The sequence below is a fragment of the Amycolatopsis sp. 195334CR genome (genome assembly GCF_017309385.1).
GTDB lineage: Bacteria > Actinomycetota > Actinomycetes > Mycobacteriales > Pseudonocardiaceae > Amycolatopsis.
This window is the reverse complement of sequence record NZ_JAFJMJ010000001.1, coordinates 3,317,056-3,340,902: the sequence shown is the minus strand read 5'-3', so window position 1 is coordinate 3,340,902 and position 23,847 is coordinate 3,317,056. Positions and strand designations below refer to the sequence as shown.

22 protein-coding genes and 1 pseudogene are annotated in these 23,847 nt (G+C 71.9%); 5 read left to right on the top strand and 18 right to left on the bottom strand.

Annotated elements, in window-relative coordinates:
* Positions 1 to 12: 12 nt before the first annotated feature.
* A complete protein-coding gene (locus JYK18_RS16415; protein WP_242579165.1) occupies positions 13 to 531 on the bottom strand; it encodes a TrmH family RNA methyltransferase in 519 nt (172 codons plus the stop codon).
* Positions 532 to 580: 49 nt separating this feature from the next.
* Positions 581 to 1,762 (bottom strand): MFS transporter, encoded by a 1,182-nt coding sequence (locus tag JYK18_RS16410; protein ID WP_206802877.1) that lies wholly within the window; start codon positions 1,760 to 1,762, stop codon positions 581 to 583.
* 88 nt (positions 1,763 to 1,850) lie between these two features.
* Here JYK18_RS16410 and JYK18_RS16405 point away from each other — a divergent pair, with 88 nt between their 5' ends.
* Together JYK18_RS16405 and JYK18_RS16400 are read left to right on the top strand one after the other, a co-directional pair.
* Positions 1,851 to 2,168, top strand: a complete 318-nt coding sequence (locus JYK18_RS16405) for a helix-turn-helix transcriptional regulator (protein WP_206802876.1) — start codon at positions 1,851 to 1,853, stop codon at positions 2,166 to 2,168.
* Positions 2,169 to 2,355: 187 nt separating this feature from the next.
* Positions 2,356 to 3,528, top strand: a complete 1,173-nt coding sequence (locus tag JYK18_RS16400; protein ID WP_206802875.1) for an MFS transporter — start codon at positions 2,356 to 2,358, stop codon at positions 3,526 to 3,528.
* Between the two features lie 822 nt (positions 3,529 to 4,350).
* On the opposite strand, the gene JYK18_RS16395 is transcribed toward JYK18_RS16400, so the two are convergent.
* The 4 genes from JYK18_RS16395 to JYK18_RS16380 form a co-directional block, all read right to left on the bottom strand.
* A complete protein-coding gene (locus JYK18_RS16395; protein WP_206802874.1) occupies positions 4,351 to 5,829 on the bottom strand; it encodes an alpha/beta hydrolase in 1,479 nt (492 codons plus the stop codon).
* Positions 5,830 to 5,899: 70 nt separating this feature from the next.
* Positions 5,900 to 6,133 carry a DUF3017 domain-containing protein gene (locus tag JYK18_RS16390; protein ID WP_206804269.1) on the bottom strand — a complete coding sequence of 78 codons (234 nt, stop codon included), beginning with the start codon at positions 6,131 to 6,133 and terminating at the stop codon, positions 5,900 to 5,902.
* A gap of 77 nt (positions 6,134 to 6,210) precedes the next feature.
* Complete coding sequence (locus tag JYK18_RS16385) at positions 6,211 to 7,062, bottom strand: bifunctional methylenetetrahydrofolate dehydrogenase/methenyltetrahydrofolate cyclohydrolase (protein ID WP_206802873.1); 852 nt, start codon at positions 7,060 to 7,062, stop codon at positions 6,211 to 6,213.
* A gap of 5 nt (positions 7,063 to 7,067) precedes the next feature.
* Positions 7,068 to 8,078 (bottom strand): DMT family transporter, encoded by a 1,011-nt coding sequence (locus JYK18_RS16380; RefSeq protein ID WP_206802872.1) that lies wholly within the window; start codon positions 8,076 to 8,078, stop codon positions 7,068 to 7,070.
* 114 nt (positions 8,079 to 8,192) lie between these two features.
* Between JYK18_RS16380 and JYK18_RS16375 the strand changes: the two genes are divergently transcribed.
* Positions 8,193 to 10,580, top strand: a complete 2,388-nt coding sequence (locus JYK18_RS16375) for a TNT domain-containing protein (protein WP_206802871.1) — start codon at positions 8,193 to 8,195, stop codon at positions 10,578 to 10,580.
* 47 nt (positions 10,581 to 10,627) lie between these two features.
* Here JYK18_RS16375 and JYK18_RS16370 read toward each other — a convergent pair whose 3' ends face one another.
* On the bottom strand, positions 10,628 to 11,224 hold the full coding sequence (locus JYK18_RS16370) for a pentapeptide repeat-containing protein (protein ID WP_206802870.1): 597 nt from the start codon (positions 11,222 to 11,224) through the stop codon (positions 10,628 to 10,630).
* A gap of 22 nt (positions 11,225 to 11,246) precedes the next feature.
* The gene (locus JYK18_RS16365) at positions 11,247 to 11,615 is read right to left on the bottom strand and encodes a nuclear transport factor 2 family protein (RefSeq protein ID WP_206802869.1); all 369 of its coding nucleotides are present in this window, start codon (positions 11,613 to 11,615) and stop codon (positions 11,247 to 11,249) included.
* Positions 11,616 to 11,677: 62 nt separating this feature from the next.
* Here JYK18_RS16365 and JYK18_RS16360 point away from each other — a divergent pair, with 62 nt between their 5' ends.
* On the top strand, positions 11,678 to 12,247 hold the full coding sequence (locus JYK18_RS16360; protein WP_206802868.1) for a TetR/AcrR family transcriptional regulator: 570 nt from the start codon (positions 11,678 to 11,680) through the stop codon (positions 12,245 to 12,247).
* Here JYK18_RS16360 and JYK18_RS16355 read toward each other — a convergent pair.
* The 6 genes and pseudogenes from JYK18_RS16355 to JYK18_RS16330 all read right to left on the bottom strand — a co-directional run bounded on the left by JYK18_RS16355 (position 12,240) and on the right by JYK18_RS16330 (position 19,656).
* Positions 12,240 to 12,692: an HNH endonuclease gene (locus JYK18_RS16355; protein ID WP_206802867.1), complete on the bottom strand. Its 453-nt coding sequence runs from the start codon at positions 12,690 to 12,692 to the stop codon at positions 12,240 to 12,242. The two genes, JYK18_RS16360 and JYK18_RS16355, sit on opposite strands and share 8 nt — an antisense overlap.
* 66 nt (positions 12,693 to 12,758) lie before the next feature.
* Positions 12,759 to 16,154: an error-prone DNA polymerase gene (locus JYK18_RS16350; protein WP_206802866.1), complete on the bottom strand. Its 3,396-nt coding sequence runs from the start codon at positions 16,152 to 16,154 to the stop codon at positions 12,759 to 12,761.
* Positions 16,154 to 16,297, bottom strand: coding sequence for a hypothetical protein (locus JYK18_RS16345; protein WP_206802865.1), 144 nt, complete (start codon positions 16,295 to 16,297; stop codon positions 16,154 to 16,156). The genes JYK18_RS16350 and JYK18_RS16345 overlap by 1 nt, the downstream gene beginning before the upstream one ends.
* Positions 16,294 to 17,841, bottom strand: coding sequence for a DNA polymerase Y family protein (locus tag JYK18_RS16340; RefSeq protein ID WP_242579160.1), 1,548 nt, complete (start codon positions 17,839 to 17,841; stop codon positions 16,294 to 16,296). Before JYK18_RS16340 ends, JYK18_RS16345 begins: the two co-directional genes overlap by 4 nt.
* A gap of 272 nt (positions 17,842 to 18,113) precedes the next feature.
* Positions 18,114 to 18,827 (bottom strand): annotated as a pseudogene (locus JYK18_RS16335) (hypothetical protein); the annotation flags it as partial.
* A 196-nt stretch (positions 18,828 to 19,023) separates the two neighbouring features.
* Positions 19,024 to 19,656: a GntR family transcriptional regulator gene (locus tag JYK18_RS16330; protein ID WP_206804267.1), complete on the bottom strand. Its 633-nt coding sequence runs from the start codon at positions 19,654 to 19,656 to the stop codon at positions 19,024 to 19,026.
* Between the two features lie 63 nt (positions 19,657 to 19,719).
* On the opposite strand from JYK18_RS16330, the gene JYK18_RS16325 reads away from it, so the two are divergent.
* Positions 19,720 to 20,646, top strand: a complete 927-nt coding sequence (locus tag JYK18_RS16325) for a YbhB/YbcL family Raf kinase inhibitor-like protein (protein WP_206802864.1) — start codon at positions 19,720 to 19,722, stop codon at positions 20,644 to 20,646.
* On the opposite strand, the gene JYK18_RS16320 is transcribed toward JYK18_RS16325, so the two are convergent.
* The 4 genes from JYK18_RS16320 to purN are packed head-to-tail and all read right to left on the bottom strand — an operon-like array spanning position 20,643 to position 23,815.
* Entirely contained in the window at positions 20,643 to 20,969 is a 327-nt protein-coding gene (locus JYK18_RS16320; protein ID WP_206802863.1) for a GNAT family N-acetyltransferase, read from the bottom strand. The genes JYK18_RS16325 and JYK18_RS16320 overlap by 4 nt on opposite strands.
* Before the next feature lie 5 nt (positions 20,970 to 20,974).
* Positions 20,975 to 21,640, bottom strand: coding sequence for a hypothetical protein (locus JYK18_RS16315; protein WP_206802862.1), 666 nt, complete (start codon positions 21,638 to 21,640; stop codon positions 20,975 to 20,977).
* Position 21,641: 1 nt separating this feature from the next.
* Positions 21,642 to 23,201, bottom strand: coding sequence for a bifunctional phosphoribosylaminoimidazolecarboxamide formyltransferase/IMP cyclohydrolase (purH, locus tag JYK18_RS16310; protein ID WP_206802861.1), 1,560 nt, complete (start codon positions 23,199 to 23,201; stop codon positions 21,642 to 21,644).
* Positions 23,198 to 23,815, bottom strand: coding sequence for a phosphoribosylglycinamide formyltransferase (gene purN, locus JYK18_RS16305; protein ID WP_206802860.1), 618 nt, complete (start codon positions 23,813 to 23,815; stop codon positions 23,198 to 23,200). The genes purH and purN overlap by 4 nt, the downstream gene beginning before the upstream one ends.
* Positions 23,816 to 23,847 lie beyond the last annotated feature (32 nt).

Below are 23,847 nucleotides of genomic sequence, written 5' to 3'. Positions count from 1 at the left end.
CCAGCCTAGTGGTCACACCAATCCCGCCAGCTTGTAGAGCACCAGGCTCCCGGCCACCGCCACGTTCAGGCTGCTTCCGGTGCCCACCATCGGGATCTCCACCACGCTGTCCAGCAGTTCCAGCGCTTCCGGTGGCACGCCGTGCTGTTCGTGCCCCAGCACCACGACCGTGCGCCGGCGGGCCGCGGGCAGGTCGCCCAGCCGGATGGACTCGTCGGCCAGCTCGACACCGACGACCGCGCTGCCCGCCTCGCGTTCGCGTGCCAACCACCCGAGCGGATCGTTCACCCAGTGCACGCAAGCGGGCTGCCGCAAGGTGTTTCCACGTCGCAGCGCTTCGGGGACCCACGAAAACCTTGGCACCGCGAGACAAGCGCCCACGGCGTCGCAGGTTCTCAACAGTGTGCCCAGATTCGCGCCGTGCAACGGCCACAGCGGCGCGGCCAGCAGATGTCCCCAGCACCGGTGCGCGCGGCGCCGGCGGGAAGCCCGCAGTTCTCCGGGGGTGCGCACCCGGATCGCCGGGCTCATCGGAGCTGAGGCGAACCGCCTCCAAGAATCGAGATCAGCATGTCGGCCATCATCCCACAGCCGCGGGCACCGGCGGGGCGACAACGGCACGACGTCGCCAAGCCAGCATCGCGATCGAACCGGCGGACACGGTCAGCGCGGCGGCCACCGTCGGCAGCAGCGTCGGCCCGCCGTACCGGGTCACCACCCCGCCCGCGACCCCGGCCAGCCCGACCCCGAGGTAGATCGCCGACGCGTTCAGCGACAGCGCCAGCCCGGCCGACGACCCGGCCACCTCGATCAGCCGGTGCTGGATCGGCGGGTTCACCGACCAGGTGGACAGGCCCCAGACGAACAGGGTGATCGCCGCGCCGGCCACCGAGGTCGCGGTGAACGGCATCACCGCCAGCGTCACCGCCATCGCGCTCATCACCGCGATCAGCGGCCGCCGCGAACCCCAGCGGTCGGTGATCCGGCCGCCGACCGAGTTGCCCAGCACCCCGCCCGCGCCGTACGCGAACAGCAGCAGGCTGACCAGCGTGCCGTGCACACCGGCGGTTTCCGCGAGCAGCGGGGTGATGAAGGTGTAGACGGTGAACGCGCCGAGGCAGCCGAGCGCGGTCGCGCCGAGCAGGGCCAGCACCCGCGGGTCCTTCGCCACGGTGAACCGCGTCAGGAACGGCACCGGCGGCTGCGGCGCGACCGAGGGCAGCATCAGCCGCACGGCCACCGCTCCGGCCAGCGCCACCACGCCGACCAGCGCGAACACCAGCCGGTAACCGCCGTGCTGCGACATCAGGCTGCCCAGCGGCACGCCGAGAATGGTGGCCACGGTGAGCCCGCCGAACACCATCGCGACCGCCCGGCCGCGGCGCTCGGGCGGGCTCAGTTCCGCGGCGACGGCGCTGGCCACCGGCGTGTACACGGCGGCGCCGATCGCGGTGACGATCCGTGCGGCGAACAGCAGCGGGTAGTCGGTCACCAGTGCGGCGAGGAAGTTCCCGGCCGCGGTCACCGCGAGCGCGGCGACCAGCAGCGTGCGGCGTTCCCAGTGGCTGGTCAGCGCGGACAGCAGCGGCGCGCCGATCGCGTAGGCGATGGCGAAGGCGGTGACCAGCTGGGCGGCCGCGGCGGTGGACACGTTCAGCGCGCTGACCAGCGCGGGCAACAGCCCGGCGACCACGTACGCGCTGGTCCCGACCGAGAAGGCGCCCAGCGCCAGTACGTAGGTCCGACGGGAGGAGTCCGGCATGCTCACCCTTTGTTCGATGGCGATCGTAGTTCGATGGTTACCGTACTATGCCTGTCCAGTGGTTTGAAGCGAGTCGTACAATCTGGACATGTCCACCGAGACGGCGCCGGCCTACCTCTATCCGGAGCGCGACGAGATCCGCATCGAGCCGGTGCTGCACGCGCTGGCCGACCCGGTGCGGCTGGAGATCGTCCGCCAGCTGGCCGCGCGGGGTGAGATCGCCTGCGGCGCGCTGGACGTCCGGATCAGCAAGTCGACGCTGACGCACCATTTGCGCACCCTGCGCGAGGCGGGCGTGATCATGGGCCGCCAGCAGGGCACGGCGCGCTACAACTGGTTGCGCCGGGAGGACCTGGACGCGCTCTTCCCCGGTCTGCTCAACGGCATCCTGCACGCGCCGCGGTGAGTTTCCGTCCTTTGTGGACGAAGTGACGCCGATCATGGTGGGCAGGCTCACGCGATATCGGGATGACTTCCGGCGCGCGATCGGTTGAACTGGGAGCAGGACAGATCAGCGATGTCGGGGTCCGCGCTGAGCTGTCCTTTTTGCCGTCCCCCATCTGTATCGGTACAGACTTCCCGAGAGGAGAACCGTGCCCATCGCGCTGCTCGCGCTCGCCATCGGTGCCTTCGGCATCGGCACCACCGAGTTCGTCATGATGGGCGTGCTGCCCGAGACGGCCGCCGACTTCGGGGTCTCCATCCCGACCGCGGGCCACCTGATCTCGGGTTACGCGCTCGGCGTCGTGATCGGCGCACCGCTGCTCACCGCGGTGGCCGTCCGGTTGCCGCGCAAGACGATGCTGCTCGCCATGATGGCGATGTTCACCGTCGGAAACCTGCTTTTCGCGCTGTCGCCCAACCACGAGTGGGGCGTGATCTTCCGCTTCCTGGCCGGTTTGCCGCACGGTGCCTTCTTCGGTGCCGGTGCGGTGGTCGCCTCCAGCCTGGTGGGCAAGGAAAACCGGGCCAAGGCGGTGTCGATGATGTTCGTCGGCCTCACGCTGGCCAACGTGATCGGGGTGCCGCTGGGCACGCTGCTGGGCCAGCAGGTCGGGTGGCGCGCCACGTTCGGGGTGGTCGCGGTGATCGGCCTGGTGGCGATGGCCGCGATCCAGAAGCTGGTGCCGTTCCAGGGCAAGCCGGTGGAGAGCTCATTGCGCGGGGAGCTGGGGGCGTTCCGCCGTCCGCAGGTGTGGTTCGCGCTGGCGATCGTCACCTTCGGGCTGGGCGGGGTGTTCGCCTGCCTGTCCTACATCGCGCCGATGCTGACCGACGTCGCCGGGTACGCGCCGGGTGACGTGACGCTGCTGCTTTCGCTGGCCGGGCTCGGTATGACGCTGGGCAACCTGCTCGGCGGACGGCTGGCCGACCGGGCGCTGATGCCGAGCCTGTACGTCGCGCTGACCGCGCTGGCGGCGGTGCTGGCCGTGTTCACGGTCACCGCGCAGGGGAAGGTGGGCGCCGCGATCACCGTGTTCGGGATCGGGCTGGCCGGGTTCATGATCGGGCCGATGCTGCAGGCGCGGATCATGGAGAAGGCCGGTGGCACGCCGTCCTTGGTGTCGGCGGCGGTGCAGTCGGCGTTCAACATCGCGAACTCGATCGGCGCGTACCTGGGCGGCCTGGTCATCGCGGGTGGCCTGGGGCTGGTCGCGCCGAACTGGGTGGGGGCTTCGCTGGCGGTGCTCGGGTTGAGCATCGCGGTGGTGTCGGGCCTGCTGGACCGGCGGGAGCAGGCGGCTCCGGTGCCGGTGGCTGCCTGATCGTTTTGCCGAAGGGGCGCAGGGGTTTCGGACCTCTGCGCCTCTTTTGTTTTGTGGGACGCGGTGGGCCGGGGAGGTGGCTCGGGGGCGGGTCGCGTGGAGTGGGATGAGCTGGGTGGGGCCGGACGGCAGGGGGCTAGTGGACGGGCGCGGGTGCCGCAGGGGGTGCAGGGGGCGCAGGCCGCAGGGGGCCAGGGGCAGGCCGCAGGGGGCGCGGGCCGCAGGCGGGCGGGCAGGTTTTGGGCGGAGGTGGGCAGCTTGGGCGGAGGCGGCCCGATCCGGCAGGGCTCACCGGCCGGACACACGCGGACAGTGACGCGGGCCCGGTCCCGCGGGCAGTGAGGCGGGCCTGGTCCGGCGGGCTCGGCGGGCGGGCGTGGGTAGGTGAGGCGGCCCGGGCGGGTGGAGCGGCTTGGGCGGGCGAGAAGGGCAGGCGGGGCGACGTAGGTGGGTGGCAAGGGCGGGCGGAGCACCTTGAGGTGGGCGGGAGGAGCGGGCGGGCAGGGCGGGCACGGTGGGTGGGCGGGCGCAAGTAGACGAGGCGGCCCGGGCAGGCGGAGCAACTTAGGTAGGCGGGAAGGGCGGGGCGGCACGGTGGGCAGAGTGGGCGGGCGGGCGCAAGTAGATGAGGCGACCCGGCGGGTGAAGCGGCTTGGGCAGACGGGAAGGGTGGGCGGGCGGCAGGTAGGTGAGGTGGGCCCGGGCCAGCGGAGCGGAGCGGCTTAGGCGAGCGAGAAGGAAGCCGACGAAGCGGAGCAACGTAGGTGGACGAGAAGCGGGCGGGTGGCAGGTAGACGAGGCGGCCCGGGCCAGCGGAGCGGGTTAGGTGGGTGGGAAGGGGCCGGGCGAAGCGGGGCAGGTCGAGGTGGTGGGGACGGTCTGCGTCAGGAGGTACTCGGCGCGGGCGGCATCAGCGCAGGGGCTGAGCGGGGTGTGCCCATGGCCTTCGACGGTGATCAGGTGTGCGTTGCCCAGTAGGCGCCTCGAGGTGTGCGCGTACGAGAGCGGCGTAACCGGGTCGTAGCGGTTGTTGATCAGCAGGGCCGGAGTAGCCGACTTCAGGTGCCAAGGGCCCGTGTAGCGCTGTGGCGAGGAAGGCCAGGCCGCGCACGGTTGGGTCAGGTACCACCAGCTTCGCCCGTAGTGTGGCGACTGGGCATCGAAGGCCCCGTTCAGCAGCGGCCACGCCGAAGGCACCTGCGGCACCCGCACATCCGCGCAGGTGATGGCGGTGAACGAGTCCAGGAAATCCAAGCGGAAGGCCAAGGCCGTCAGGATCTCCGACACCACGCGCTCGTCCCCCGCCGGGCCGCGTTCCAGTTCCGCGACCAGGGTGGCGAAGGCGGGCCACCCCTCCTGCGTGTCGTAGAGCATGCTCGCCTGGCTCGGCACCACGTCCCGGTACCGCACCTCCAGCGAACCCACCGTGATCGGGCCCCGCTTCAACCGGTCCAGCACGGCGGCGTTCCTGGCCAGCGCGTTCCCCGAAAGCGCGCACCGCGGCCCGGCGGCGTCACACAATCGGGCGAACTCCCGCAGCACGCCCTCCGTCCCGGCCGACCGCTCCAGCAGCGTCGACGTGGTCCGGTTCGTGTACCCCTCGGGATCGATCATCGCCGTCAGCTGCAGTGCCCGGACCCGCTCCGGGAACATCGCGCCGTAGACCTGACCGAGGTAGCTCGCGTACGACCCGCCCGCGTAGGTCAGCTTCGCGTCCCCGACGGCCTCCCGCAGCCAGTCCAGATCCCGCGCCGCGTCCGCGGTGGTCAAGTGCCCCAGCAACGGACCACCGTGTTCGGCGCACCCCCTCGCGTACTCCCTGGCACGCGAAGCGGCGGCCCGCTCCTCCTCCCGGTTCGCCGGTGGGATCACCGCCGCGGCCCAGAACTCCTCCTGCTCCGCCACCGAGGCGAAGCACCGGACCTGCCCGCTGCGCCCGATCCCGCGCTGGTCGAAGGTGACCACGTCGAACCGCTCGGCCAGCTCCCCCTGAGCCAGCTCGCGCCCCTTCGCCGAGTCCACCCCCGAACCACCGGGCCCGCCCACCGCGAGGAACAGCGTGCCGATGCGGCGCGCCGGATCCGCGGCGGGCTGGCGCACCACGGACAGGCCGAACTTCGGCCCGTCCGGGTGCGCGTGATCGATCGGCACTTCGGCGATCGCGCACTGGTACCGCTCGAGCCCCGACTCGGTGCACGGTCCCCAAGCCAGCGACGGTCCGGCAGCCGCGGCGGGTGCCACGACCACGACCAGCGCCAGCACCCCGGTCAGCGCGGTGGCGAAGAGCCTGGATTTGATCACCGGTCAATGGTGACCGGCGGACACTCTGGTGTCGTCCGTCTTTCGGCGGAGATGGCCCCCTACGAAAGTTTCAGACGCCGGGACCGCGCGTGATCGTCAACGCCACAAAGAGAATGAGCGTCGCGAACGTGGTGTAGGTGATCACGTCGACCGCCTTGCCGCGGATGGCCAGCAGCCCCGCGCGCGCGTCCGAGAGCACCCCGCGCAGCACCGCGGCGGTCAGCAGCGCGCCGCCGATCAGCGCCGCGCCCTGCCGCCAGTGGTACATCCCGATCCGCAGCGCGGCCAGCGTCACCAGCGCCATCACCACCAGGAACGGCACGTGCACCAGCCACGGCCTGCGGTCCTTGCGCGGCGGCGGCGCCGGGGCGGTCACCGTGGTCACCGCGCGGCCCGCTCGGCGGCTTCCACCACGTTGCTGATCAACATCGCCCTGGTCATCGGGCCGACCCCGCCGGGGTTCGGCGAGATGAACCCGGCCACCTCCTCGACCCCGGCCGCCAGGTCGCCGGCGATCTTGCCGTCCACCCTGGACACCCCGACGTCGAGCACCGCGGCGCCCGGCTTGACCATCTCCGGCGTGATGATGCCCGGCACGCCCGCCGCGGCCACCACGATGTCCGCGCGCTTGACCTCGGCGGCCAGATCACGCGTCCCGGTGTGGCACAGCGTCACCGTGGAGTTCTCGCTGCGCCGGGTGAGCAGCAGGCCCAGCGGCCTGCCGACGGTGATGCCGCGGCCGATCACGGTCACCCGCGCGCCGTCGAGCGGTACGTCGTAGCGGCGCAGCAGTTCCACGATGCCCAGCGGGGTGCACGGCAGCGGCGCGGTCTCCCCGAGCACCAGCCTGCCCAGGCTGACCGGGGCCAGGCCGTCGGCGTCCTTGTCCGGGTCGATCCGCTCGAGGATGGCGCCGGTGTCCAGGTGCTTCGGCAGCGGCATCTGCACGATGTAACCGGTGCACGCGGGATCGGCGTTCAGCTCGTCGATCACCGCTTCGAGCTTGTCCTGGGTGATGTCGGCGGGCAGGTCGCGCCGGATGGAGTTCACCCCGACCTTGGCGCTGTCGGCGTGCTTCGCCTTGACGTACCAGTGGGAGCCCGGGTCGTCGCCGACCAGCACGGTGGCCAGCCCCGGGGTGATGCCGCGCTCGGCGAGCGCCGCGACCCGCGGCTTGAGCTCGTCGAAGATCGCGTCCTTGGTCGCCTTGCCGTCGAGAACCGTCGCCGTCACGGGTTTCATTGTGGCAAACGGCGCGTCCGGCGCCGCCCGCCGCCCAGCGCGGCGATGCCGATCGCGATCAGCGCCAGCACCACCCCGGCGATCGTCTCCGGCGCCAGGTGCTCGCCGTGCGCGGGCAGCAGCAGGTCGAGCAGCAGCGCGCCGATCAGCTGCCCGGCGATCGCGGCCAGGCCGAGCAGCAGCACCCCGGTCCACCGGACCACCAGCGAGGCGATCGAGATGAACAGGATCCCGACGATGCCGCCCGCGTAGAGCAGCGGGTTCGACGGGAAACCGGACGGGCCGCCGCGGACCAGCAGCGAGACCACCCAGGCGAGCACGAGCGCGACGAAGCCCACGGTGAAGTTGCCCAGCGTCGCGGTCAGCGCACTGCCCGAGGCCGCGCCGACCCGGCCGTTGACCGCCTGCTGCACCGCCACGCAGAAGCCCGCGACCAGTGGCAGCACCATCAGCCACAGCTCGCCGGCGTCGGTCTCGCCGAGCCCGCCGGACACCGAGCCGAGCACCGCCACCAGGGTGAGCACCGCCCCGGCCACCCGGGGCCAGGTCAGCGGGCGCGGACCGGCTGGGCCGAGCCCGGCGCGGTCCACCGCGAGGCTGCTCACCGTCTGCCCGGCGACCACGCCCACGGTGAACATGGCCACCCCGATCGCCACCACGACCAGCGCCTGCCCGGCCACGAACATGGCGCCGGCCAGGCCGCCGAGACACTGCCACCACCGCAGCTCACCCGAGCGCACGGCGTCGCGCACGCGGACGACGCCCTTCCGCATCTTCGGCGCGAACGGCAGCGCGGCCAGCAGGAGGACGAGGCCACCGCCGAAGGAGAACACCGCCGCGAGCATCGGGTCGCCGAGTTCGACGCCGAGCTGGCCGTTGATCCGGCCCTGCACCGCCATCGTCACGCCGGAGAACACGGCGAGGCTCACGCCGAGCACCTTCGCGGCCACCGAGGGTGCCTGCGGGGCCGGCGCCACGGCGCCGGTGGGTTCACGCACGGTGCTCATCCCTCCCAGTGTGACGGCCCGGCGTCACCCCCGGCCGGTGATCCTCGTCTCCGCGACCCCCGGTCGGGCGAGGCAGAAAGCGGGTGTGAGCTGGCGGTCAGGCCCTTTAGTCACATGTGCCGTGCATTGCCGGAGCGGACCAGTCAAAATGTCGGGGTGGCTCAACCGACGACCCAGCTGAACGCAACCGAGCAGGACACCCTGGTCAAGCAGATCGGGCTGGCGCTTCTGCGTGCCGCCCCGCGTGACTGGCAGCGTGTCACCGCCGAGTATCGCGCCGTGGGCCGGTACCACGAGCTGACCGGGGAGATCGTCACCGCCGACGGTGATTCCCGCGAGTGGGTGGCCACCCACGACATCGCCACCCTGTTCGGCAGGCTCCGCGGCGGGATGTACCGCGACGGCCGGGGCACCTGGTTCAACGCCCGCTACCAGCTCGACCACCCGTCCAGCTACAACCTCGAGTACGACCGCGACGAGCCGACGTGGGACCTGATGCCCCCGCCGCAGGCCTACGCCGACGAGCTGCGCATGTTCCCGCGCGCCGAGGAGAACATCCCCGAATGGCTGATGCGCCGGATGTCCGGCCTCGGCCCGGAGCGGCCCGGCCCGCGCTTCCGCATCGCCAGGGTCTTCGACGGCACGGATCCGGCAGGCCACCCCGTGATCACCCGTCCCGACCTGGAGCACGACGAGCAGGACCGCCTGCTCGACTACCTCGACGCCGCCCCGGTGGTGGTGCCCGGCCGCGGGTACGACACCGACCGCCTGGCCGAGGTGCCCGAGGCCGCCGTGCCGATCGCCTTCCACAGCGACGGCACCTGGATCTGGCCCGCCGCGGTCAACTACTACCTGCGCACCTACGGCGTCTCGCCGGAGCAGGACCTGATCGACCACATCCACCAGCACAACTTCACCGTCGCCGAGGTGCCGGAGGCGACCCGGCAGGCCGCCGCGGGTTACGTGCACAGCAGCGGCCCGCCGCCGCGGCCGGGCGCGCCGTCGAGCCCGCCGCCGGTGGCCCCGCCCGCCCCGGTCGCGCCCCCGGCCCCGGCCGCGCCGCCGGAACCGCAGTTCGAGCAGTTCGACGAGCCGCAGCAGCAGTCGTACGCCGACGCCGCCTACGACGACCAGTACGAGGCCGAGTACGACGACAAGACCCCGCCGAGCCAGGACCAGTACGCGACCGAGCCGCACGCGTACCCGGATCCGCAGGACGGGTACCAGCCGGGCTTCGACGAGCAGGGCTTCAGCGAACCCGAGCCCGCCGGGGCCCACGGTGCGCACGAGGTCGTGGACATCGACGACGAGGACGAGTTCGTGCCCGCCGGGCCGGACCAGGCGACCCGGTTCACCCCGGCGCCGAAGCCGGACGTGCCCGCCGCCGCGCCCACCCAGGTCGCGATGACCCCGATCGCGCCGGGCGGCCCGCCGCCGGTCGAGGAGCCGGAGCCGGTCGAGCACGGGGACCCGGTCCTCGACGACCTGCAGGACAAGCTGGACGAGCTGCGGATCCCGGACGAGGAGTACCGGATCGGCGAGCCCGCCGAGCACGGCTGGAGCCTGGAGCGGATCGACGCGGGCTGGCGGGTCGGCTGGTACGACGGTGAGCTGACCAATCCGGCGGTCTTCGGCGACGCCGACGACGCGGCCGCGTTCATGCTCGGCAAGCTTCTGCTCAACGGCCGTCCGCAGGCGCGGAGCCAGGCCCAGCCGCCTGCCCCGCCGCAGCCGCCACCGCCGGCGCAGCCCCCGACACCGCCCCCGCCGCCACCGCAGGCACCCCCGCAGCCGCCGCCCGCGCCGCCGACCCAGGTGGTCGCCCCGGTGCGCGAGGAGCCGCCGGAGCCGCCCCAGCAGCCGTTCCGGCAGCCGCCGCCCCGCCAGTCGCCGACGCCGGTGGGTGCGCTGCTCGACGGCGACCAAGCCGGTCCCGGCCTGATGACCACGCTGACCCCGGAGGTGGCGCCGCCCGCGCCGCCGTCCCGGCCCGAACCGCCCGCCCGGCCGCCGGAGCCCGCGCCGACCCAGCAGGTGCCGGTGCCGCCGGTCGAACCGCCGCGCCCGGCCCCGGCCGCGCCGCAGCGGCCCGCCCCGCGCCGGGAGGATGCCGCCGCCGGTGGCAGCGGCGGGGGTGCGGGTGGCCAGCAGTGGCCGATCAAGCCGCTCGCCGGTGAGCCGCCGCTGACCCTGTTCCGCGGCAAGGAGCTGCGCGAGCTGCCCGCGGGCAGTGAGCTGGACCGGTTCGGCGGGCCGAACGGCAACCTGACCTACGTGGCGGGCACGCCGTTCGAGGAGCGCTCGCTGGTGCCGGAGTGGGTCAACCGGCCCTACCACGTCTACCGGGTGCAGCGGCCGCTCGAAGCGCTCGCCGGCATCGCCATCCCGTGGTTCAACCAGCCCGGTGGCGGCGCGGCGTACCTGCTGCCCGCGTCGATCGAGGACCTGCTCAACGAGGGCGACCTGATCGAACTGGACCCGGGCGAACCGCCGGTGGACTGAGGTCTGTGCACGAAGAAGGGGCGTTCCCGCCGCGGGAACGCCCCTTTTCAGCTCACCAGCAGGCCGTGCGCGGCGGCGAAGGCGATGGCGGTGTCCATGTCGACCCGCGCGCCGGCGAGGTTCGCCTGGCGCAGTTCGCGGGCTTCGAGCTTGGCACCGCGCAGATCGGCGCCCTCCAGCTTCGCGCCGGCGAGCCGGGCCCCGGACAGGTCCGCGCCCGACAGGTCCGTTCCGGAGAGGTCGGCGTCGAGGAAGTTGGCCTCACGGAAGCGCAATCCGGCGAGCGCGACCTTCGCCAGCCGCGCGCCGCCCAGTGACGCGAGGGTGAAATCGCACTCCCGCAAGGAAATCGGCCGCATCCGGCACGCGGTGAAGGACGAGCCGAGCAGCGAACAGCTCTCCCAGGTGGTGTCCGCGAGCACCGTCCGGTCGAACACGCACGAGCGGAACGCCGACGCGGTGTGGCGGGATTCCCCGAGGTCCGCCTTGGTGAAATCGCATTCGTCGAAGGTGCAGCCCTGCGTCACCAGGCCGCGGAGGTCGGCCTCGGTGAAGTCGCAGCCGACGAACCGCCGTCGTTCCCAGTTCGCGCCGGGCAGTACCGCGTCTCGGTAGTCCTCACCGGTTTCCGTTTCTGCTTCCACCGCCCCAGCTTCGCAGAAGCGGTCAGGCCTCCAGCTCGCGGCCGATCTGGGTGACGCGGCGGATGCGGCCGTCCGGTTCGACCGAGCCGAACATGTGGATGTCCGAAGCGAACTTGGTGCCCTTGCGCATGGTCGCGCGCAGGGTGTACCGCGCGGCGATGCGGTCGCCGCAGACCAGCGCGTCGTGCACCTCGACGGTGCAGCTGGTCGCGTTCTTGCGAGCGGGGCGCGCGTGCGCGATGAGGCGGTCGCGGTTGAGCAGGATGCCTTCGTTGCGGTACTCGATGTCGGGCGTGTGGTACCGGTCGAACACGGTTTCCGGCGACTCGGTGCCGAAGGCCATTTCCTCGGGGTACGAGGTCAGGTAGGCGATGAGGTCTTCGGTGGTCATGCTCGGCTCCTTAACTTTGACAGTGCTGTCAAGGCTAGAGCGGGCCAGTAAAGTTGACAAGCATGTCTGAGTTGACCCCGAAGCGGCGGCGCCGGGCCGACGCCGAACGCAGCGCCCACGCGATCCTCGCCGCGGCGAGCCAGGTGCTCGGCGCGCGTCCGGACGCCAGCGTCGAGGAAATCGCCGAAGCCGCCGGGGTGAGCAGGCAGACCGTGTACGCGCACTTCCCGTCACGGGAAGCGCTGGCGGCGGCGGTCGTCGAGCGGGTGACCGCGGAGGCGGTCGCCGCGATGGACGCGGCGAAGCTGGACGAAGGCCCCGCGGCCGACGCGATCCTGCGCCTGTTCGACGCGAGCTGGCGGACCTTCGAGCGGTACCCGCGGCTCCCCGCCATCGCGGGTGCGGACGAGCAGGACCACGGCACCGTGCTCGACCGGCTGGACCGGGTGATCCGCCGTGGCCAGGAAGCCGGTGAGTTCAGCCGGGACCAGTCACCGGCCTGGCTGGCGGCCGCGGTGGTGGCCCTCGGTCACGCGGCCGGCGCCGAAGTCGGCGCCGGCCGGATGACCGCCGAGAACGCGACCGCGGCGGTGCGCCACAGCCTCCTCCGCGTTCTCGGTGCGGTCACCTAGGTACGAGCTCGGAGAATTCGTCCCAGGTGGGGACGCGCGGAGGAAAACGCAGGTGCATGCCCACCTCGCGGGGCAGGTTGTTCGCCTTGCGCGCGTTGCAGCCACCGCAGGCGGCGACCGTGTTCAGCCACGAGGTCCGCTCCCCGCCGCGGGACAGCGGCAGGACGTGGTCCACGGTGGCGGCGTGCCTGCCGCAGTAGGCGCAGAGGTGGTTGTCCCGCCGGAGCACACCGCGGCGCGACCAGCGCGGCGGCGCGGCGTAACGCCACTTCATCACGACGTACTTCAGCAGCCGCACGATGCGCGGGCGCGGGAAGACCCCGAACGCGGGGCCGGTGCCCGCCTCGTGGACCACGGCCACGTTGCGCACCAGCATGCGCACCGCGTGCGGCACGGAAACCCGTTGCAGCGGCTCGTATCCCGCGTTCAGCACTAGAACGTCCACTTCGGACACCTCCCTTCGTCCAGGCACGGAAATAGTGGCCCCGGACCGTTGGGCAGGTCAATCCGATTATCGGAAATCCCGGGATTTGGCGGGAATGCGCAACTGCAACCGCTGCAGGCGGTCGGCGATCAGGTTGACCACCCCGTCCGCGCGTTCGACCACCCCGCGCACCAGCAAGGCGGAACTGTCGCGGGCGACCCGGTGGTACCGGCGCCACAACCCGGCCGAGCAGACCACGTTGATCATGCCGGTCTCGTCCTCGAGGTTGATGAAGGTGATGCCGCCGGCGGTGGCCGGGCGCTGCCGGTGGGTGACCGCGCCACCGGCGAGGACCCGCGTGCCGTGCTCGACCCGGTGCAGCGCCTCGGAGGAGAGCGCCCCGAGCGCGTCCAGCTGGTCGCGGACGAACTGCGTCGGGAAGCTGTCCGGGGACATCCCGGTGGCCCACACGTCGGCCACCGCCAGCTCCAGGTCGTCCATACCGGGCAGCGCGGGAGCGGCCACGCCGACCGCGCTGCCCGGCAGTTTCTCCGGGCGTTCGCCGGCCACGGCGCCCGCGGCCCAGAGAGCTTTGCGCCGGTCCGCCTCGAAGCAGCCGAACGCACCGGCCGTGGCCAGCGCCTCCACCTGCGGGGTCTTCAGCCTGACCCGGCGCGCGACGTCGGCCATGTCCGCGAACGGGCCGCCGCTCGCGCGCTCGGCGACCAGCGCCTTCGCCACGTCCTCGCCGATGTTCCGGATGGTCGCGAGGCCGGTGCGTACGGCGTTTTCCTTGTCACCGTGGGGTTCCAGCGTGGCGTGCCAGTCGCTGGCGTTCACGTCGGGGCCGAGCACCACCACCCCGTGCCGCCGCGCGTCGGCGACCAGCGACTGCGGGGAGTAGAAGCCCATCGGCTGCGCGCGCAACAACGCCGCGCAGAAGGCGGCCGGGTGGTACAGCTTGAAGTAGGCGCTGGCGAACACCAGGTACGCGAAGCTCAGCGCGTGGCTCTCGGGGAAGCCGAAGTTCGCGAACGCCTGCAGCTTGACGAAAATGCGCACGGCCAGTTCGCGCTCGACGCCGTTGGCCTCGGCTCCTTCGTAGAACCGCTTCCGCAGCCGCTCCATCCGCTGCTGGGAACGCTTCGACCCCATCGCGTGCCGTAGTTGGTCGGCTTCGGCGGCGCTGAACCCGGCCACGTCCAGCGCGATCTGCATCATCTGCTCCTGGAACAGCGGCACGCCATAGGTTTTGCCCAGCGCGTTCGCCATCAGCGGGTGGTCGAAGTCCCACTCCTCCTTGCCGGTGTAGCGGCGGATGAACGGGTGCACCGAGCCGCCCTGGATGGGGCCGGGGCGGATCAGCGCGACCTCGACGGCGAGGTCGTAGAACTTGCGCGGGGCCAGGCGCGGCAACGTCGCCAGCTGGGCGCGGCTCTCCACCTGGAACACCCCGATCGCGTCGGCGCGCTGGAGCATTTCGTAGACCTTCTTGTCCTCCAGGTCCAGCTTTCCCAGTTCGATGGTCTTGCCTTCGAATTCGGCGACCAGGTCGACCATGTAGTGCAGTGCGGAGAGCATGCCGAGGCCGAGCAGGTCGAACTTGACCAGTCCGGCCGTGGCGCAGTCGTCCTTTTCCCACTGCAGCACGCTGCGATCGGCCATGCGCGCCCATTCGATCGGGCAGACCTCGCTCACCGGGCGGTCGCAGATCACCATGCCGCCGGAGTGGATGCCCAGGTGCCGGGGGTAGCCCTCCAGATCGCCTGCCATCGCCAGCACGTCGGCCGGGATGTCGTGGTCGTGATCGTCCTTTGTGGAATTGAGCGGGCCCCAGCGGTCGAGCTGCTTGCTCCACGCGTCCTGCTGTCCCGGCGAATACCCGAGCGCGCGGGCGGCGTCACGCACGGCTGAGCGCGAGCGGTAGGTGATCACGTTGGCCACCTGGGCGGTGTGCAGCCTGCCGTACTTCTGGTAGACGTGCTGGATCACCTCCTCGCGGCGGCCGGATTCGATGTCCAGGTCGATGTCGGGGTAACCGTCGCGGTCCGGGGCGAGGAAGCGCTCGAACAGCAGCTTCCACTTCACCGAGTCGACCTTGGTGATGCCGAGCGCGAAGCAGACCGCGGAGTTCGCCGCCGACCCCCGGCCCTGGCAGTAGATGTTGTTGCGGCGGCAGAAGTCGACGATCTCCCAGACGATCAGGAAGTAACCGGGGAAGCCGAGTTCCTCGATGATGCGCAACTCGTGTTCGAGCTGGGCGTACGCTTTCTCGTTGCCCTCGTACCAGTGGGCGGCGCCCTTCATCACCTCCTGGCGCAGGAAGCTGGCCTCGGTGTGGCCGTCGGGCACGTCGAACGGCGGGAGGTCCGGCGCCACCAGGCTGAGGTCGAACGCGCATTCCGTGCCCAGCAGGGCCGCGCGCTGCACCGCGCCGGGGTAGCGCGTGAAGATCTCCTGCATTTCCTTGCCGGAGCGCAGGAAGGCGTTGTCCGCAGCGGGTAGCCAGCCTTCCATCTCCTCGATGCTGCGGCGGGCGCGGATCGCGGCGAGCCCGGCGGCCAGGCGGCGGCCGTGGCGCGGGGTCGCGTAGTGGACGCCGCCGGTGGCGACCAGCGGGAGCCCGAACGACTCGGCGAGGTCGCGGATGGCGTCGTTGTGGTGGTCGTCCATCGGCTCGCCGTGGGACACCAGCTCGGCGACCACGTGCTCACGGCCGAAGAGGGCGACCAGCTGGTCGAGCCGGGTGCGCGCGGCGTCGATGCCTCCGTCGACCAGCGCGCGGCGCACCGCCCCTCGGCGGCCGCCGGTGAGGACGACGCACTTGCCCGCGGTGTCCTCGGCGATGGATTCCAGGTCGTAGACGGGGCGGCCTTTCTCCGACTGTGGTCCTTGGAGCTGGCCGCGGGTGATCGCGCGGCAGAGGTTGCCGTAGCCCTCTTGCTGGTAGGCGAGCAGGAGGAGGCTCTCGCCCTCGGGGTCGGGCAGGCCGTTCTGGGGGCTGTTGAGGCCGAGGCTGAGCTCGGTGCCGAACACCGTGCGGAGGCCGAGATCCGCGGCGGCCTCGGCGAAGCGCACGACGCCGTACATACCGTCGCGATCGGTGAGGGCCAACGCATCCAACCCCAGGCGGACGGCTTCCTCCACCAGTTCCTCCGGGTGGCTCGCGCCGTCGAGGAAGCTGAAGTTCGAATGGCAGTGCAACTCGGCGTACGGCACGCGCACGGCTGCGCCCGCCTGGTCGTCCCCGCGGCGGGTGCGCAGATCCTCCGGGGGGCGGTAGGCGTGACGGTGCCGAGTCCAGGCGGGGCTGTCGCCCCCGTCCCGCTCGGACTCCGGTGGAATCGCCTGCCCGGACAGCTCGCGTGCGGGCTCCGGCTGGAGCGGTTGCTGCCCGGACGCCTCACGCTCAGACTCCGGCTGTCGTCCGGACAGCTCGCGTTCCAGGTCCTGCCAGCGGACCGGCGGGTTGTTCCAGCCCATCAGCCGTACTGGTGCTCACCGGTGCGCTGGAGCGGGATCAGCGCGGACAGGTCCAGCTCGATCCCGGCCACCTCGGCGGGCGCGCCACCGAGTTCCTCGCTCAGCCATTCGCGCACCCGGCGCAGGTACTCCTGGTCACTCACCAGCCGTACTCCCCTTCCACTGTCCACTTCGGATTGTCGAGCGTGCGGACCAGCAGCAGTGCCGACGTGCCGTCGAGCACCACCTGCAGCCGCACCTGGTCGGTTCCCCGGCCCCTGGCCTGCCACGGCCCGGACCAGCCGCGCACCGGGCGCGCGTCACCGCCGTCCACCGCCACCGCGGCGGGTGGGCCGCTGAGCTGGTACCGCTCGGTGATCCCCACCTCGGTGCCGCCCGCGTCGAAGACCCGGGCGGGCAGCGGCTCGGGGAACACCGTCGCGGGCATCGGCAGCCGTCCGTCCCAGCGGGCTTCCGGCAGGCGCGCGGGCACGCGGCGATCGCCCCACGGCACCAGCCGCACGCGTTCGGCCGGGCCGCGCCCGCCGTCGAGCACCGGGGTGAGCACGGCCTCCGGGCCGAGCAGGCCCTGGACGTGCACCATCGCCTGGGCGGCCCGTTCGTCGGCGAGTTGCTGCTCGGTGCCGATCAGGCCGAGCTGCAACGACCGGCCCTCGACGGTCTCCTCGGGGACCAGCTGGAGCCGGACCACGCCCGCGGTCGGGCGGCCGGTCCTGCCCTTGAGCCAGCCCTCGAACTGCCAGCGGACCCGATCGGCCACGCCCTGCTCGTCCAGCGGTTCGGCGCAGCGCCAGATCCGCGACATCTCCTCGCCGTTCTCGGTGACGGCGTGCACGCCGAGCCGGGTGCAGGCCAGGCCCCAGGCCGCGAGCCCGGCCTGGAAGCCGGCGGCCATGGTCTTGGCCGTGAAGGCGGCGACGTCCACCCGGTCCAGCGGCGGGTCGCACTCCTTGGTCACGGTCAGCTCGGGCGGCGGGCGGCGGCGGACCGGTGGCCGCTCGGATCGCCCGGACGCCAGCCGGTGCGCGATTTCGCCGTCCGCGCCGAAGCGGCTGAGCACTTCGCGGGTGGTCAGCGCCGCGAAGGCGCCCAGCGTGCGCAGGCCGAGGCGGCGGAGCAGGTCGACCAGTTCGGCCCGGTCCGCACCGGGCTGGTCGAGCACGCGGATGTCCAGTGGGGCAAGGAAGTTCGCGGTGCCGCCCGCCTCCACCAGCGCCGACCGGTGGGCGGCGAGGGTGGCCGCGAACAGCCCGTCCGCGATGCCCACCTGGCATTCCACGCCGACCTGCGCGGCCACCTGGTCGACGAGCAGTTCGGCCAGCCGTGCCTCGCCGCCGAAGTACCCGGCGGCCCCGGCCACCGGCATGGCGACGATGCCCGGCCGCACCACCTCGACCCCGACCACCAACTCCTCAACGGCGACGGCGACGGCCTCGAAGAACCGGGCATCCCGCTCCGGTTCGGCGCCGAAGACCACCAGCTCCGGGCAGCGGGACTGCGCCTCCCTGCGCCGCATGCCGCGACGGACCCCGTCGGCCCGCGCCAACGCCGAACAGGCGACGACGCGATTCGCGGAGAACACGGCAGCGGGCCGATCCGGCGGGGTTGCTTCCGCCGCGCAGGCGGCCACCACCGGCCAGTCGGGGCACCAGAGCACCAGCATCCGGATGCGGTTGTTGTCGCTCATCCGACACCGGCCTCGACTGGCTCGGCCCAGTGTTCTGGCTTGCTCCAGTGTTCTGGCTCGCTGTGTTCCGCTGCCCACTGCCTTGGCGCGGCATGCTCCGGCCCCCACCACTCCGACACGGCATGTGGCGGCGGCTCGGCAGAAGCAAGCCGCGCTGATGCAGCCTGCATCGGTGGCTCGGCAGGCACTGGCCGCACCGAAGTGGCGGGCATCGGTGGCTCGGCAGAAGCAGGCTGCACGGAAGCGGCATGCAGTGGCGGCTCGGCGGGGGCTGGCTCCGCCAAGCGTTCTGGGTGGGCGTCGTGAAGTGCGGGCAGGGTGACGGTGGCGCGCAACGGGCGCGCGGCGGCACCGCGGCCGTTGGTGCGCACGTTCAGATCAGCGCCTCGCAGGAACCCCTTTCCCGACTCCATCAAGCCCTGCCAGGTGATCGCCTCGCAGGTCAGTTCCACCTCGGCCCCCGGCCAAGGTCCCAGTGACAGCAGGACCGCACCCCGGTTGCGGGCCCGTGCCGAAAGGCGGCGTGCCAGTTGCTGGGAACGGGATGGACCGGCACCGCGAGCGCCACCGCCCGCGCCGCCCACGGCCACCAGGTCCATCCCGTCCAGCAGAGCGGCCGTGACCGCGCCGAACTCCATTCCCGGCCGGTTGACCAGCGCGAGACGGTCCACCGCGACCCCGAGCTCGTGCGCCGCCACAACGCCGAGCTCGGGAACACCCACCACAGCCGCCCAGGAACCCCGCGAGGTGGCTTCGGCAAGCAGGGCCAGTAATAACGAGGGAGAGCCGTGCACCGCGACCGTGCCACCGCGTCGCAGTCCACCGGCGGGCAGCAACCCGGCCAGCTCGGGCAGGACGGGCAGCACCTTTCCCGTCACCTGAGCATGCCGGGCGGCCGCCGCCACCCCACTCGCCGTACTGACCCCCGGCAACGCCGCCAGCCGCGCCAGCGGAGCGGGCGAGGCCGATGACGCCGGAACGGTCACACCAACCGGCACCGGTCACCTCCTCCACCCAACGACGTCGCGGACCACACCCGTGCTCTTGGCAACACGAGCGCCATGCCATCGTCACCGCGGGGAAGGCGGTCACCTTGTCGAACGTTTGTTCGATAGCTCCAGTCAAGCAGTGGCCGTCGATCATGTCAACTGCGGAACACCCTGACGGGTGATGAAGGTTTCTTCAGCCCGTCAGACCCGCCGCGGTCAGGGACAGGTGCGCCGCCAGCACCTCCGCCGCCGCGTCGGCGTCGCGCGCCAGCGCGACCTCCTCCAGGCGCTGGTGTTCGGCGACGCCGTCGCGTTCCGGATTCCGGTGCGCCGACCAGCGGCGAGCCAGTTCGCTCGCGGTCCACAACCGGTCGAAGGTCTCCAACAGCACCGGATTCCCGCACCCCTCCAGCAACGTGCGATGGAAAACCCGATGCGCTTCCGACCACGCCGCGCTGTAGTACTCGCCCTCCTCCTCGACGTGCGTCGGCGTGCGCACGAGGCGGTGGTGCGCCGCCCGCACGCGGGCCTCCCACTCGACGTCACCGCGCTCGACGGACAGGCGCAGCACGACCGGCTCGATGCTCCGCCGGGCCTCCGCGATCTCCTGCCAACGGCGGTCGGAGTAGGCCGGAACGGCGAACCCGCGGTTGGGCAACCGGTCGGCGAGCCCCTCCCCGACCAACCGCACGAGCGCCTCGCGCACCACCGCCAGGCTCACGCCCCGCTCCTTCGCGATGTCCTGCGGTTTCAGGGCCTCACCAGGGGGTCGATCCCCGCGCATGATCGCGTTCCGCAGGTGGTCGTGGACCCGCTCGGAGAGCATCGTCATGCGCCTCAGCGTAGACGATCTGGTAGATAATCGATTATCTTTGCTATGGTCGATTACATGACCGATCCCTTCGCCCGCCTCCCCGAGGTTCCGGCCTTCACCGTCACCACCACGAGCACCGCGCTGCCCGGCGGCGACACCAGCCCCCAGCTCTCCTGGACCGGCGCCCCGACCGGCACCAAGAGCTACGCCGTCACGATGTACGACCCCGACGCCCCGACGATGTCCGGTTTCTGGCACTGGGCCGTCGCCAACATCCCCGCGACGGTGACCTCGCTGCCCGAGGGATCCGTTCCCGAACCGGCGTTCCAGCTGCCCAACGACGCCCGCGTCGCCGGTTTCGTCGGCGCGGCACCGCCCGCCGGGCACGGTCCGCACCGCTACTTCGTCACCGTGCACGCGCTGGACGTCGAGGACATCGGGGTGCCGGCGGACGGCACGCCCGCCCTGCTCGGGTTCGCCATGTCCTCCCACACCCTCGGCCGCGCCACCCTGATCCGCACGGCGGAAACCCCTGGCGTGGAACGGATCGAGGTCTCCAGGCTGATCCCGGCGACGGCCGAAGCGGTCTTCGCCGTGCTCACCGATCCGAAGGGGCACGTGGACATCGACGCGTCGGGCATGCTCCTCGACGCCGACGGGGACCCGGTCGAGCGGCCCGGTGACCGGTTCGTGGTGCACATGGACCGGGAGGCGCTCGGGGACGTCCCGCTGGGCAAGTACGACGTCGAGGTGGTCATCACCGAACTCGTCCCCGGCGAGGAGATCGCCTGGACCGTCGAAGGGCAGTTCCGGCCGCACGTCGGCCACGTCTACGGCTACCGGCTGACCCCGGCCGAGGGCGGCACCCTCGTCACGTCCTACTACGACTGGTCGCGCGTCGGCGACGAGTGGCGGGAGCGCGTCACCTTCCCGGTGGTCCCGGAATCGGCGCTCAAGGCCACGCTCGGCATCCTCGAACGAACCGTCCGCCGCCGGGGCTAGGGATCGCGACGGAGGTGGATCTTGTGGCCGCGCCGGAGGAGCACCCCGCCGACACCGCGCCCCTGGTGATCGGGGTGGAGTTCGATGCGGCCTAGGTACACCTCGTCCGGCTCCTCCTCGACCACCAGCACGCCCGCGTCGACGCCGTCCACGGTGACGATCTGCCAGCGCTCCGGAGTGAACGAGCGCCGGTGGTACTCGCGCTTCGCTTCGTCCTCCCAGCCCCACAACTCGGCCACGTACTCGCCCAGTGCGGCCTTGTGCAGGCGGAAGCAGAACTCGTCGTCCTCGGGCGTGGCCGGGCGCAGCGCGATGGTGGTCATCGGGGCTAGCCCAGGTTCGCGGCGATCCCGGTGGCGAACGCCTTGGCTGCCTCGTCCGCCTGTGGCTGCGGGATCTTGGCCGTGCCGAAGAACCAGAACTCCTTGTCCCAGCCCGTGTAGTTCAGGCTGAACTGGGTGTTCCCCTTCAGCACACGGACTTCCGCACCGCTGTAGGAGCTGCTACCGGTGACCGGCACCAGGTACGCCCGGTCTCCGAGCCCCTCGACCTCCACCGCGCCAGGTTCGCGCGGCTGCTGTTCGAAGGACTCGGCGGCCTCCTGCTCGCCGTCCCGGCCGGTGTACTGGTTGATGTACAAGGTCACCGACCGGAAGTGGACCGTCTCCTCCGGGGACGGCGCCCAGCCGCAGTTGACCTGCCGCAGGCCCCCGGTCGCCACGGTTTCGTCGCGGCCGCCGCTCAGTGACGACGCGTGGTACTTGGCCGTCACCTGTTCGGGCAGCTGGCATTCGGGCGCCGCCTGGCTCGGGGAGCCCGGGCCGCCCACCGACTCGTTGTACTCGATGGCGAACAGCACCAGCGGGATGGAGATCCCCAGCAGCAGCAAGCCGCCGAAGACCAGGCCGAGGACCAGTCCCAGCCTGCTCTTCTTCCTCGGCGGCGGTTGCGGTGGGTAGCCGTAGCCCCAACCGGGCTGCTGCGGGTACCCCATCTCAGTGCGCGAAGTGCCGCGTGCCGGTGAGGTACACCGTGACGCCGGCGGCCTCCGCCGCGGCGATCACCTCGGCGTCGCGCACCGAGCCGCCCGGCTGCACCACCGCGCGCACCCCGGCCTCGATCAGCACTTCCAGTCCGTCCGGGAAGGGGAAGAACGCGTCGGAGGAAGCCACCGCGCCCTTGGCCCGGTCACCGGCGCGCGCCACCGCGAGCCGCGCCGAGTCGACCCGGTTCACCTGGCCCATGCCCGCGCCGACGGTGGCCCGGTCGTGCGCCAGCAGGATCGCGTTCGACTTCACCGCGCGCACCGCGCGCCAGGCGAACTCCAGGTCCGCCAGCGTCGCCTCGTCGACCGCCTCACCGGTGGCCAGCGTCCAGTTCGCCGGGTTGTCGCCCTCGGCGTCGATCCGGTCCGCCGCCTGCACCAGGAGACCGCCGGAGATCGGCCGCTCCTCGAGCCGGGACGCCGCGGCCTCCGGCAGGCGCAGCAGCCGGATGTTCTTCTTGCGCGTCAACACTTCCAGCGCGTCCTCGTCGAACGCGGGCGCCACCAGCACCTCGGTGAAGATGTCCGCGATCTGCTCGGCGGCGGCCAGGGTGACCGGGCGGTTCGTGGCGATCACCCCACCGTAGGCCGAAACCGGGTCGCAGGCGTGCGCCTTGCGGTGCGCCTCGGCGACGTCGACTCCGACCGCGATGCCGCACGGGTTGGCGTGCTTGATGATCGCCACGGCGGGCTCGTCGAAGTCGTAGGCCGCGCGGCGCGCGGCATCGGCGTCGACGTAGTTGTTGTAGGACATGGCTTTGCCGTGCAGCTGCTCGGCGTGCGCGATCCCGCCGCCGCTCCAGTGCCGGTACAGCGCGGCCTCCTGGTGCGGGTTCTCGCCGTAGCGCAGCACGTCGGCGCGTTCCCAGGAAGCGCCCTTGAAGTCGGGGAAACCGGCGTCGTCGGCCGGGGCGTAGGCGGTGGCGAACCAGTTGGCCACGGCGATGTCGTAGGACGCCGTGTGCGCGTAGGCGGCCGCCGCGAGGCGCTTGCGGTCCTCCTGGTCGAACCCGCCGTCGCGCACGTTCTCCAGCACCCAGTCGTAGCGCGCCGGGTCCACCACGACGGCCACGCTGCCGTGGTTCTTCGCCGCGGCCCGCACCATCGCCGGGCCGCCGATGTCGATGTTCTCCACGCAGTCCTCGAACGAGGCACCCGAGGCCACCGTCTGCTGGAACGGGTAGAGGTTCACCACCAGCAGGTCGAACGGCGCGATGTCGAGCTGCTTCAGCTGCGCCACGTGCTCGGCGCGGTCCCGGTCGGCGAGCAGCCCGGCGTGCACCCGCGGGTGCAGCGTCTTGACCCGGCCGTCGAGCGACTCGGGGAACCCGGTCACCTCCTCGACCGGGGTGACCGGCACACCGGCGTCCGCGATCACCTTCGCGGTGCCGCCGGTGGACACGATCTCCACCCCGGCGGCGTGCAGGCCGGTCGCCAGTTCCAGCAGTCCTGCCTTGTCCGAAACGCCGATCAGCGCCCGCTTGACCGGCTTCCGCCCCGGCTCGCTCACCTGAAACTCACCTTCCGTCCGTCCACCGTGCAGCCCGCACGGCACAGCTTCGCGACCACGTCCACCAGCAGCCGCCGTTCCACCGACTTGATCCGCTCGTGCAGCCGGTCCTCGGTGTCGGACTCCTCCACCACCACCGCCTCCTGGGCGATGATCGGGCCGGTGTCCATGCCGGCGTCCACGAAGTGCACGGTGGACCCGGTGACCTTCACCCCGGCGGCGAGCGCGTCGGCGACCGCGTGCATGCCGGGGAAGGAGGGCAGCAGCGCCGGGTGCGTGTTGAGCACCCGGTTCTCGAAGCGCGCCAGGAACTGCTCGCCGAGGATCTTCATGAACCCGGCGGAGACCACCAGATCGGGCCGGTAGGCAGCGACCGCTTCGGTCAGCGCCTTGTCCCAGGCCGCGCGATCGGGGTGGTCGGCGACGCGCACGGTGAAGTACGGCACGGACGCGCGATCGGCACGGGCGAGTGCCTCGATCCCGGTGCGGTCGGCGCCGACGGCGACCACCGTCGCGCCGAAACCGGGGCGGGCGGATTCGTCGAGCAAGGCCTGCAACAGGGTTCCGGACCCCGAGGCGAGCACCACCACCCTGGCCGGGGTGGGCAGCTCCAACCGACTAGGCAGAACGGGTCTCCTTGCTCGGG